This is a genomic window from Variovorax sp. GW460-12-1-14-LB1, from assembly GCF_059423605.1.
In genome coordinates, this window is sequence record NZ_JBWKYF010000124.1 from 1 (window position 1) to 10,405 (window position 10,405).

The window sequence follows — 10,405 nt, forward strand, 5'->3', positions numbered from 1 at the left end:
GTGCGTCATAGGGCGAGGTCGGAGCGGCGCCAAGGGGCTGGGGGGTCCATGCCCGCCAAATAGTACTAACTAAGCGTTAAAAAATCACAGATTTTGCGAAATTCTCCCAAGAACTGAGACGGAAGGTCAAGGCTGTTTACAAAGCGACCTCAGGCTCGCGAGAGGCGTCCTTGCATTGCATTTCGTGGCAGAGGGACGCCGGGTTTACTTTTTTCCCCTAGCGTTGATCGACCGAGCGAGCATTGACATGTCCAAAGGAAGCGCCGAGCTGCGTGCCATTTCGGAACTGGACGACGCACCGCCCTTGAGCCCCGCGGTGGCCGCGAACGCCGCGGCGCGGCTTTTTGCCCAGGCCAACCAGCTGGACCTGGCCAACCTGATGGCGGCGGTCGAGCGCGGCGACGTGTGGGCTGCTGCGCGCACGGCGCGGCAGATTCTTTGCGACATCGAGGAAGCTGCGCTGGAGGCACACGGGCTCGACAGATCGCGCGAAGCGGCCTGCGACGAGGGCCTGCTCTCGCCGCGCGAACTGAAGGTGCTGGAGCTCGTGGCCCAGGGCTGGAGCAACCGGCGCGTGGCCGAGGCGCTGCACCGCTCCGACAGCACGGTCGCCAGCCAGATCAAGAGCATCTACCGCAAGCTGTCGGTCCATTCGCGCACACAGGCCGTGCACGAGGCCACGCGGCGCGGGCTGCTGCGCCCCTCGGGCGCGACGCAGCGCCGGGTGATCAGCTTCCCGGGGTCCGGGCCCGCGCGCGGCTGAGCTCAGGCGGCCTTGCGCGTGCGTGCCCTGGGCGTGCCACCGGTCGCCGGCAACTGCTCGCGCAGGTAGTCCAGGAAGGTGCGCACCACCTCGGGCAGCGTGCGATCGGCCAGCGTCTGCAGCTCGACCGAACGCCCGCGCATGCCGGGCTCGCGGATCTCGGCCGCCACCAGTTCGCCGCGCTGCACGCGGTCGCGCACCGTGATCTCTCCCGTGATGGCCAGGCCGCCGCCCTGCAGCACGAAGTTGGCGAGCGCCTCGAAACGGTTGCTCACCAGCACGGGCTCGAACACCAGGCCGCGGTTGCTGCAGCCCACGTCGAACAGCTGGCGCACCGTGTTCTCGGGGCTGCCCAGCGCGATGGGGAAGGGATGCATCTGCGCCAACGTCACGCTGCGCGACTTCGCCAGCGCATGGTCGGGTCGCATGATCGCGAACACCGACGCCGGCTGGCGGTGCTCGACCCGGATGCCGCGCACCGCCGCGCGGCTGTAGGTCAGGCCGATGTCCGCTTCGCCGAGCAGCACGGCATCGCTCACCTGCGTCGGGCCGGTGGCATCGAGCCGGAAGCGCACGCCCGGGTACTGTTCGCGGAACGCCGCGATGGTGCGCGGCAGGAACTCGTTGGCGAAGCCCGAGGAACAGGCGATGCGCACCCGCCCGCTCAGCGGCCCCTGCAGCGCCTGGATGTCCGACAGCACGCGCTCGGCCTCCAGCGCGCCGCGCAGCGCGTGCGCCGCCAGCAGCTCGCCCGCGGCGCTGGGCGCCATGCCGCGCGGGCGGCGCTCGAACAGCGGCGCGCCCACCAGGGTTTCGAGCGCGGCCACCTGGCGGCTGATGGCCGAGATGCTGACGTTCAGCCGCGCGGCCGCCTCGGTGAGCGAGCCCGTGCGGGCCACTTCGAGGAAGTAGCGCAGCGAGGTTTCCTGCAGGCGGCGGCTGGACATGGGGGAGTGTGAGGTTTGCAAGGAATGCAAAGGTAGCTCAAGAAAATAGCAATTGTTGAAAAGGTGCCCGCTTTTTATGCTGCGCAGATCCCCGGTTCCCCGTCCTGCTCCCTTCTGCGCTGCCATCCATGCCCACCCCTTCCCCCCGCTCATCCCGTCGCCTGTTGGCGCTGCTCCCCACGGCCGTCCTGCTGCTGGGCCACGGCCTCGCGCAGTCGGCCGAACTCTCGCCGGCCCAGGCAGAGCGCCATGCGCAGGGCACCTACCGCGAGTACTTCGAGTTGCTGGCCCTGCCCAACGACGCCACCGTGCCGGAGGACATCCGCAAGAACGTCGACTGGCTGGAGCAGGCCTTCCGCAAGCGCGGCTTCACGACGAAGCAGCTGCCCAACAGCGGCAAGCCGATGCTGTATGCCGAGTTCCCGGGCAGCGACCCCGCGCGCAAGACGGTGCTCTTCTACATGCACCTCGATGGGCAGCCGGTGATTCCCGCACAGTGGGCGCAAAAGAGCCCGTGGACGCCCGTGCTCAAGCGCAGGACGGACAAGGGCGAGTGGGAGGAGATCGACGCGGCCCCGCTCTTCAGCGGCCCGCTGGACCCCGAGTGGCGCGTGTTCGGCCGGGCCTCGGCGGACGACAAGGGCCCGATCATGATGTTGCTGGCGGCCATCGACGCGCTCAAGGCCGGCGGCGGCCAGCCGGCGGTCAACGTGAAGGTGATCCTCGACAGCGAGGAAGAAAAGGGTTCGCCGTCGATCAGCCAGGTCATGCAGGCCCACCGCGAGCTGCTGCGCAGCGACGCCATCGTGATCCACGACGGCCCCATGCACGCCACCAACCGGCCCACGCTGGTGTTCGGCAACCGCGGCGCGGCCGATGCGCGGCTCACCGTGTACGGCGCCAAGGTGCCGCTGCACAGCGGGCACTACGGCAACTACGCGCCCAACCCGGCCCAGCGCCTGGCCAGCCTGCTGGCCACGATGAAGGACGACACCGGGCGCGTGACCGTGCCCGGCTACTACGACCGCGTGAAGATCGGCGAGGCCGAGCGCAAGATCATGGCCGCCGTGCCCGACGACGAGGCCGCGCTCAAGCGCCGCCTGGGCATCGCGCGCACCGACCGGGTCGGCGCCAACTACCAGGAGGCGATGCAGTACCCCTCGCTGAACGTGCGCGGCATGGCCTCGGCGGCCGTGGGCGACAAGGTGGCGAACATCGTCCCCGACAAGGCCGAGGCCGAGATGGACCTGCGCACCACGCCCGACTCCGACGCGCCCTACCTGGGCAAGCTCATCGAGGCGCACATCGTCAAGCAGGGCTACCACCTCGTGAAGGGCGCGCCGACCGACGAGGAGCGCGCCCGCTACGACAAGCTCGCCAGCTTCAGCTACCGCAGCGAGGGCGCCGACGCGGCGGGCTCGCCGATCAACTCACCGATCGGCCAGTGGGCCTACAAGGCGCTGACCGACACCTTCGGCACCACGCCCGAGCCGGTGCGCATCCGCATGATGGGCGGCACCGTGCCGACGGCGGAAATCGTGCGCGTGCTGCAGGTGCCGTTCGCGATCATTCCGCTGGTGAACGCCGACAACAACCAGCACGCGGCGAACGAGAACCTGCGCATGGGCAACTACGTGACCGGCGTGCAGACGGTCTATGCGCTGATGACGCACGGGTTCTGAGCCCCCGAACGGGGCGGGTGCCCGTCAGGCCCCTTTGCCGGGCTTCTGCGCCTGCTCGCACTCCACCTGGACCAGCTCGCGCTGGTCCAGCGTCGCGCCGAAGCGCACCGCACTGAGGCAGCCGCCCCACACGCAGCCCGTGTCGGTCGACAGCAGGTCGGGCCGCGAGAGCCAGCCCAGCGTCGACCAGTGGCCGAAGGCGACGGTGGCCGCGGCCGTCTTGCGGCCCGGCACGTCGAACCACGGCAGGTAGCCCTCGGGGCCGGGAATGGCGCCGTCCTTGCTCTCGAACTCCATCACGCCCTCTGGCGTGCAGTAGCGCAGGCGCGTGAGCGCATTGACGATCACGCGCAGCCGCGCGTGGCCCGCGAGCGCGTCGTCCCAGTGGTCGGGCGTGTTGCCGTACATCTCGTGCAGGAAGTCGCCCAGCGCGGGCCCGCGCAGCACCGACTCGACCTCCGACGCCAGCGCCAGCGTGTCGCCCACCGTCCACTGCGGCAGCACGCCGGCATGCACCATCAGCAGGTCGCCGCCGCCGACCTGCATGTGCAGCGCCATGTGCTGCTGGCGCAGCCAGTCGAGCATCGCCGCGCTGTCGGGCGCGGCCAGCAGGCCGGCCACCGTGTCCTTGCGGCCGCCCTTGCGCACGCCGTGCGCCACGCCCAGCAGGTGCAGGTCGTGGTTGCCCAGCAGGCTCAACGCCGAGGCGCCGTAGCCCTGCAGGCGGCGCAGCACCGCGGCCGAATCGGGGCCCCGGTTGACCAGGTCGCCGAGCACCACGAGGGTGTCGCGGCTGGGGGAGAAATCGATCTTGTCGAGCAGCCGGCCCAGGGGGGCATCGCAGCCCTGGACGTCGCCGATACAGTAAAGTGACATTCCCTCATTCTCTCCCCCTGTTCATGGATGTCTTCCTGCTGGCCTTGCTGACCACCCTCAATGCGGTGTTCGCAATGTCCGAAATGGCCCTTTCCACCAGCCGCCGCGCACGCCTCGCGGCCTTGGCCGAAACGGGGGACACCGGGGCGGAGGCCGCGCTGAAGCTGATGGAATCGCCCACGCAATTCCTCTCGACCGTGCAGATCGGCATCACCTCCATCGGCATGCTCAGCGGCATCGTGGGCGAGGCCGCCTTCGCGGCGCCGCTCGCCGTGTGGATGGAAGGCCTGGGCATGGGCGCCGGCACCTCCAGCATCGTGTCGACCGCGGTGGTGGTGACCTGCATCACCTTCTTCACCATCATCTTCGGCGAGCTGGTGCCCAAGCGCATCGGCCAGCTGTACCCCGAGCCGGTGGCGCGCTTCGTGTCGCGTCCCATGCGCGGGCTGGCCAAGGCGGCCAAGCCCTTCGTGTGGCTGCTGGCCGGCGCCACCGCCACCACGCTGAAGCTGCTGCGCATCGACGCCAACGCCGCGCGCTCGGTCACCGAAGAAGAAATCTCGGCCAGCCTCGAAGAAGGCGTGGACGCCGGCGTGATCGAGCAGCACGAGCACCAGATGGTGCGCAACGTGTTCCACCTGGACGACCGCCGCCTGTCGTCGCTCATGATCCCGCGCGCCGACATCGAATGGCTCGACGCCTCCAACACCGTGGCGCAGGCGCTGCAGAAGGTGGCGGACGCGGCGGCGCTCAACCTCGTGCACTCGTGGTACCCCGTGTGCCGCAACTCGCTGGACGACGTGGTCGGCGTGATCAGCGTGGCGCACCTGCTGCGCCTGGGTTCCGCCCACAAGGGCGTGCTCGGCCAGGAGGCCACGCCGGCCGTGTTCGTGCCCGAGACGCTCACCGGCATGGAGCTGCTCGAGCAGTTCCGCACGCGCGCCGGCCGGCTGGTGTTCGTGGTCGACGAGTACGGCGTGGTGCAGGGCCTCATGACCCCGCGCGACCTGCTCGAGGCCATCACCGGCGAGCTGCAGCCCGGCATGCAGGCCGACGCCTGGGCCCACCAGCGCGCCGACGGCATGTGGGAGCTCGACGGCCTCATGCCCGTGTCGGAGCTGCGCGCGCGCCTGGGCATCCGCGAGCTGCCCGACGAAGAGCGTGGGCGCTACAACACCGTGGCGGGCCTGCTCATGTCCGTGTCGGGCCACCTGCCCGCCGTGGGCGAGCACATCGACTGCGCGGGCTGGTGCTTCGAGGTCGTGGCGCTCGAAGGGCGCCGCATCGACCGCGTGCTGGCGTCGCCGGACCCAGCCGCGCCGCAAGAAGACTGAAGAGGAGGGCGCGGCCATGCTGTCGCTGCTTGCACTGAGTTGCCCCCAATGCTCGGCCCCGCTGCCGCGCGCGGCGCGCTGGCGCACCGTCAACTGCGGCTACTGCGGCGCCACCATCACGCGCGGCACCGAGACCGTCGAGCGCGAGAGCTTCCGCGCCGCCTGGCGACGCGCCAACGCGGCGCAGCTCACGGACACCGGTCGGCTGCTGCAATGGCGCGGCGCGCACTACCGCGTGCTCGCGCCGCTGGGCCAGGGCGAACACAGCGAGGTGCTGCTGGCCGAACGGTTGGGCGCCGTGCCCGAGCGCGTGACGATCAAGCTCGCGCGCGACGCGGCGGGCGACGCCGTGCTGGCGCGCGAGGCCGCCGTGCTGCAGGCGCTGCAAGCCCTGTCGGTGCCCGGCGCGGCCTACTTCACGCGGCGGCTGCCGCAGCCGCTGGGCCTGGGCGTGGCGCAAGGCCTGGGCGACGGCGAGCGGCAGGCGCTCGGACTGCGCCACCCGACCGGTTTCTGGGGCAGCCTGCAGGAAGTGCAGCAGGCCAATCCGCAAGGCATCGACGCCCGCCATGCCGTCTGGCTCTGGCGGCGCATGCTCGAGGTGCTGGCCTTCGTGCACGGCGCCGGCTGGACGCACCGCGCGCTCGCGCCCGCGCATGCGCTCGTGCATCCGCGTGACCACGGCGTGCTGCTCATCGGCTGGTCGCAGGCCAGGCAGGACGTGTCGGGCGGCGCCATCGGGCGCGACCTGATGGCGTCCGCGCGCAGCGTGCGCGCGCTGCTGTCCGACAGCGCCACCTCCGCGCCGCTGGCCGCCTTGCTGCGCGAGTGCAGCGACGACGCCGTGGCCTGCGAGCGCCTGGGTGCGCAGGGCATCGAGCAGGCGCTGTCGGTGGCCTCGCGCGAGGCCTTCGGGCCGCCGCGCTTCGTTCACTTCGACCCCGCGCCGGCCGGCTAGCCGCCAGCCTTTCACTTTTCCCGCACGAAGGAGCACGTCCATGGGTTACGGAAACTATTCGCACGCCGCCCACGCGGCCATCGTGGCCGACCGCGCCGCCAAGTCCGGCAGCGAAGTCTTCACGCAGACCGCCACGCACGCGCTCATGAACCCGCAGGGGCTCAAGGTGCGCGAGTCGCGCGACAACGCCGACCATCCGAACTCGCTGGGCATCGTGTTCGCGCTCGACGTCACGGGCTCGATGGGCGACATCCCGCAGACCCTGGCACGGCGCGAGCTGCCCACCTTCATGAAGCTCTTGACCGACTGCGGCGTGGCCGACCCCCAGCTGCTGTTCATGGCCATCGGCGACGCCACCTCCGACCAGGCGCCGCTGCAGGTGGGCCAGTTCGAATCGACCGCCAACCTCATGGACCAGTGGCTCACCTGGAGCTACCTCGAAGGCGGCGGCGGGGGCAGCGGCGAAGAAAGCTACGAGCTGGCCTTCTACGTCATGGCGCAGCACACCGACATGGATTGCTGGGTGAAGCGCAAGAAGCGCGGCTACCTGTTCATCACGGGCGACGAACTGCCGTACCCGGCCGTGTCGCGCCACCAGGTCGAAGGGCTCATCGGCGAGAAGCTCGACGAGGACATTCCCATCGAGGAGGTCATCGCCGCCGCGGCCGAGACCACGCACCTGTTCTTTTTGATCCCCGACGCACAGCGTCGCCGCCGCTGCGAGCCGCGCTGGCGCGAGCTGCTGGGCGACCACGTGATCTGCATGGACTCGCCCGACGACGCCTGCGCCGTGGCCGCCGGCATCGTCGCGCTCACCGAGAAGGCCGTGCCCAGCCTCGACGCGCTGGCCCGCGTGATGGGCGCCACCGGCATGGCCAAGGAACGCGTGGGCGGCGTGCTGCACGCGCTGGACGGCTACGCCGCGCTACTCGATCCGACCGCACCGCGCCGTGCCACGCCCGCCGCAGGCAATGGGGCGCGCAGCTCGTGGTGGAAGCGACTCTTCGGCTGACGGCCTGCCGTTGACTTCGACGCGCTACGTCTCGCTGCTCGGCCTCGGTTTCGGCGACTGCGGTAAGGGCCGCTTCACCGATTTCCTGTGCGGCGCCTGGGGTGCGCACACCGTGGTGCGCTTCAACGGCGGCGCGCAGGCCGGCCACAACGTGGTGCTGGCCGACGGCCGCCATCACACCTTCTCGCAGTTCGGCGCGGGCAGCTTCCATGCCGGCGTGGCGACCGTGCTGGCGAGCCCGGTGGTGGTGCACCCGACGGCGTTGCGCGTCGAGGCCGAGGTGTTGCAGCGCGCGGGCGTGTCTGACGCTTTTGCGCGCCTGTTCATCGATACGCGCTGCCGCGTGACCACGCCGTTCCATCAAGCTGCTGGCCGGCTGCGCGAATGGGCGAGGGGCGCGGCTGCGCATGGCAGCTGCGGCGTCGGCGTGGGTGAGACCGTGCGACAAGCGCTGGCCGCGCCTGAAACGACGCTGCACTACGGCGACCTTGTTCACCCCGCGCGCGCGCTCGACAAGCTCGAGGCCTTGCGCCTCGCGCTGCACCGCGAGTTCGCGAACGCGCTGCCTTCGTCGGCCGAGGCCGCGCAAGAGCTGGCCGTGCTCGCCGACGCCTCGCTCGCACAACGCTGGCTCGACGCCGTGCAACCCTGCCTGCGCCAGTCGCCGCCCGCGAGCGCCGACGCCATCGGCGAACGGCTCGCGCGCGCCGGCACGGTGCTGTTCGAAGGCGCGCAGGGCGTGCTGCTCGACGAGTGGCGCGGCTTTCATCCGCACACGACCTGGAGCACCGTCTCCACCGCCGCCGTCGAGGCGGTGCTGCGCGACGTGGGCATTGCATCGCCCGTGCAGCACCTGGGCGTGCTGCGCAGCCACCTCACGCGGCACGGCGCCGGCCCGCTGCCCACGCACGACCGCGCGCTCGATGCGCGGCTGGCCGAGCCGCACAACGCCGACGACGGCTGGCAGGGCGCATTCCGCCGCGGCCATCCCGACGCGGTGCTGCTGCGCTACGCGCTCGCCGCCGCCGGGCCGCTCGACGGGCTGCTCGCCAGCCACCTCGATGCCGTCGCGCACGCGGACCTGCGCTGGTGCACCGGCTACCGCAGCGCCGACGGGCACACGCTGTCGTCGCTGCCGCTGAGCGACGCACCCGATCTCGACCACCAGCACGCACTGACCCGCCTGCTGGAAGACGTTCAACCCCTGTACGAACCGCACCCCGTCGCCAGCGCCCCCGAGTGGGTGCGGCGCGTGGAAGCCCTCAGCGGCCTGCCCGTGCGCTTCGGTGCGTTCGGCCCGGTGCGCGAGGCCGTCCGCGCGCGCGACCTGCTGCTCTGATCTCATGAGAAAGCCTGCGTGACCCCCAACCTCTTCCTGATCGCCGGTGCCGTGCTGAGCGCCATTGCCGCGCTCTTGCACATCTGCGTCATCTTTGGCGGCCCGGCCTGGTACCGCTTCTTCGGCGCGGGCGAGCGCATGGCCGCGAGCGCCGAGGCCGGCCACCTGTACCCCGTGGCCGTCACGCTGGTCATCGCCGGCATGCTGGGCGTGTGGGCCGCCTACGCGCTGGCAGGCGCCGGCGTGCTGCAGCCACTGCCGCTGCAGGCGCTGGTGCTGCCTGCCATCACCGCCGTGTACCTGCTGCGCGGCCTTGTCGCCGTCGCGATGTGGCTGTTCGACCGGCGCCGCCTCAGTGCTTTCTGGGTGTGGAGCTCGCTCGTGTGCTTCGTGTACGGCGTGGTGCACCTCGTCGGGCTCGTGCAGGTCTGGGACACGCTCTGACGACCTGGCCGCCGCGGCACTCAAGCAGAATCAGAACCGACAAGCTTCTCTCCGTTTTCCTTCCCCCACGACACACACCATGACCACTCCTGAAGACATCTACACCGAACCCCCCGCCGATCCCGACACGCTCGCCAACCTGGGCCCGCTGCGGCCGATGGCGGGCATCTGGGAGGGCACGAAGGGCGTCGACGTCAAGCCGAAGAAAGACGGCCCGAAGACGCAGGTGTACGTCGAACACTACGAGCTGGAGCCCATCGACGCGCAGACCAACGGTCCGCAGCTGCTGTACGGCCTGCGCTACCACACCTACATCCACAAGCCCGGCCTCACGAAGATGTACCACGACCAGGTCGGCTACTGGCTGTGGGAGCCGGCCACCAGCACCGTGTTCCTCACGCTGGCCATTCCGCGCGGGCAGGTGGCCATGGCCAGCGGCCACGTGAAGCCCGGCGACACCGAGTTCACGCTCAGTGCCGAGCACGGCAGCCTGGTGAACGGCATCGTGTCGAACCCGTTCCTGGAGCGCGCCTTCACCACGGTGGCGTGGAACATCACGGTGAAGATCAACGCCGACGGCACCTGGTCGTACGACCAGGACACCGTGATGCAGATCCTGGGCCAGGCCGAGCCCTTCCATCACACCGACCGCAATACGCTCACGCGCGTCGGCGAGCCGGGGCTCAATCCGCTGGCGAAGACGGCGGCGGCCTGAGGCCGTTCAGTCGGCGGGCGGCTTCGGCGTGCGCAGGCGCCGCAGCCGCACGGTGAGCTCCTTCACCAGCTGAAGCTCCCCGCGCCGCTGCGCCACCTCCAGCGCCTGCGCGAACGAGGTTTCGGCCTTCGCCGCGTCGCCGAGCGCCAGCGCGAGCAGGCCCTGCAGCCGCCACGCGGCGGTGAACTCGGGGTCGAAGGCCAGCGCCTTCTCGACATGCATCAGCGCCGTGGGCGCGTCGTCGCGCCGATGGTGCGCCAGCGCCAGACTCATGCGCAGCAGGGCGCCGTCGCGGCCGGCGGCCAGCAGGCGCTCGAGCGCCTCGGGGGAGGGGC

11 protein-coding genes are annotated in these 10,405 nt (G+C 70.7%); 8 read left to right on the top strand and 3 right to left on the bottom strand.

Annotated features, from left to right (window positions below; translation table 11 throughout):
* Positions 1 to 247: 247 nt before the first annotated feature.
* Positions 248 to 763: a response regulator transcription factor gene (locus tag AC07Y4_RS31820; RefSeq protein WP_487850102.1), complete on the top strand. Its 516-nt coding sequence runs from the start codon at positions 248 to 250 to the stop codon at positions 761 to 763.
* A 2-nt stretch (positions 764 to 765) separates the two neighbouring features.
* Here the strand turns inward: AC07Y4_RS31820 and AC07Y4_RS31825 are convergent, their stop codons facing one another.
* Positions 766 to 1,710, bottom strand: coding sequence for a LysR family transcriptional regulator (locus AC07Y4_RS31825; protein WP_487850103.1), 945 nt, complete (start codon positions 1,708 to 1,710; stop codon positions 766 to 768).
* 128 nt (positions 1,711 to 1,838) lie between these two features.
* Here AC07Y4_RS31825 and AC07Y4_RS31830 point away from each other — a divergent pair, with 128 nt between their 5' ends.
* Entirely contained in the window at positions 1,839 to 3,392 is a 1,554-nt protein-coding gene (locus tag AC07Y4_RS31830) for a M20/M25/M40 family metallo-hydrolase (protein ID WP_487850104.1), read from the top strand.
* Between the two features lie 24 nt (positions 3,393 to 3,416).
* On the opposite strand, the gene AC07Y4_RS31835 is transcribed toward AC07Y4_RS31830, so the two are convergent.
* Positions 3,417 to 4,268, bottom strand: coding sequence for a symmetrical bis(5'-nucleosyl)-tetraphosphatase (locus AC07Y4_RS31835; RefSeq protein ID WP_487850105.1), 852 nt, complete (start codon positions 4,266 to 4,268; stop codon positions 3,417 to 3,419).
* 23 nt (positions 4,269 to 4,291) lie between these two features.
* Here AC07Y4_RS31835 and AC07Y4_RS31840 point away from each other — a divergent pair, with 23 nt between their 5' ends.
* From AC07Y4_RS31840 to AC07Y4_RS31865, 6 genes are all read left to right on the top strand, one after another.
* Positions 4,292 to 5,602: a hemolysin family protein gene (locus AC07Y4_RS31840; RefSeq protein ID WP_062481886.1), complete on the top strand. Its 1,311-nt coding sequence runs from the start codon at positions 4,292 to 4,294 to the stop codon at positions 5,600 to 5,602.
* 16 nt (positions 5,603 to 5,618) lie between these two features.
* On the top strand, positions 5,619 to 6,560 hold the full coding sequence (locus AC07Y4_RS31845; protein WP_487850106.1) for a serine/threonine-protein kinase: 942 nt from the start codon (positions 5,619 to 5,621) through the stop codon (positions 6,558 to 6,560).
* 40 nt (positions 6,561 to 6,600) lie between these two features.
* Positions 6,601 to 7,572, top strand: a complete 972-nt coding sequence (locus AC07Y4_RS31850) for a VWA domain-containing protein (RefSeq protein ID WP_487850107.1) — start codon at positions 6,601 to 6,603, stop codon at positions 7,570 to 7,572.
* Between the two features lie 10 nt (positions 7,573 to 7,582).
* Positions 7,583 to 8,911: an adenylosuccinate synthetase gene (locus tag AC07Y4_RS31855; RefSeq protein WP_487850108.1), complete on the top strand. Its 1,329-nt coding sequence runs from the start codon at positions 7,583 to 7,585 to the stop codon at positions 8,909 to 8,911.
* Between the two features lie 18 nt (positions 8,912 to 8,929).
* The gene (locus AC07Y4_RS31860; RefSeq protein WP_095946794.1) at positions 8,930 to 9,355 is read left to right on the top strand and encodes a hypothetical protein; all 426 of its coding nucleotides are present in this window, start codon (positions 8,930 to 8,932) and stop codon (positions 9,353 to 9,355) included.
* Between the two features lie 79 nt (positions 9,356 to 9,434).
* Positions 9,435 to 10,070 carry an FABP family protein gene (locus AC07Y4_RS31865; RefSeq protein WP_487850109.1) on the top strand — a complete coding sequence of 212 codons (636 nt, stop codon included), beginning with the start codon at positions 9,435 to 9,437 and terminating at the stop codon, positions 10,068 to 10,070.
* A 6-nt stretch (positions 10,071 to 10,076) separates the two neighbouring features.
* Here AC07Y4_RS31865 and AC07Y4_RS31870 read toward each other — a convergent pair.
* The coding region (locus AC07Y4_RS31870) for a hypothetical protein (RefSeq protein ID WP_495275619.1) at positions 10,077 to 10,405 on the bottom strand (329 nt) is incomplete at its 5' end.

What these genes read in the sequence shown, in the direction of transcription:
- AC07Y4_RS31820 (WP_487850102.1), top strand. Translation starts at nt 248, where the DNA reads ATGTCCAAAGGAAGCGCCGAGCTGCGTGCCATTTCGGAACTGGACGAC.
- AC07Y4_RS31825 (WP_487850103.1), bottom strand. Translation starts at nt 1,710, where the DNA reads ATGTCCAGCCGCCGCCTGCAGGAAACCTCGCTGCGCTACTTCCTCGAA.
- AC07Y4_RS31830 (WP_487850104.1), top strand. Translation starts at nt 1,839, where the DNA reads ATGCCCACCCCTTCCCCCCGCTCATCCCGTCGCCTGTTGGCGCTGCTC.
- AC07Y4_RS31835 (WP_487850105.1), bottom strand. Translation starts at nt 4,268, where the DNA reads ATGTCACTTTACTGTATCGGCGACGTCCAGGGCTGCGATGCCCCCCTG.
- AC07Y4_RS31840 (WP_062481886.1), top strand. Translation starts at nt 4,292, where the DNA reads ATGGATGTCTTCCTGCTGGCCTTGCTGACCACCCTCAATGCGGTGTTC.
- AC07Y4_RS31845 (WP_487850106.1), top strand. Translation starts at nt 5,619, where the DNA reads ATGCTGTCGCTGCTTGCACTGAGTTGCCCCCAATGCTCGGCCCCGCTG.
- AC07Y4_RS31850 (WP_487850107.1), top strand. Translation starts at nt 6,601, where the DNA reads ATGGGTTACGGAAACTATTCGCACGCCGCCCACGCGGCCATCGTGGCC.
- AC07Y4_RS31865 (WP_487850109.1), top strand. Translation starts at nt 9,435, where the DNA reads ATGACCACTCCTGAAGACATCTACACCGAACCCCCCGCCGATCCCGAC.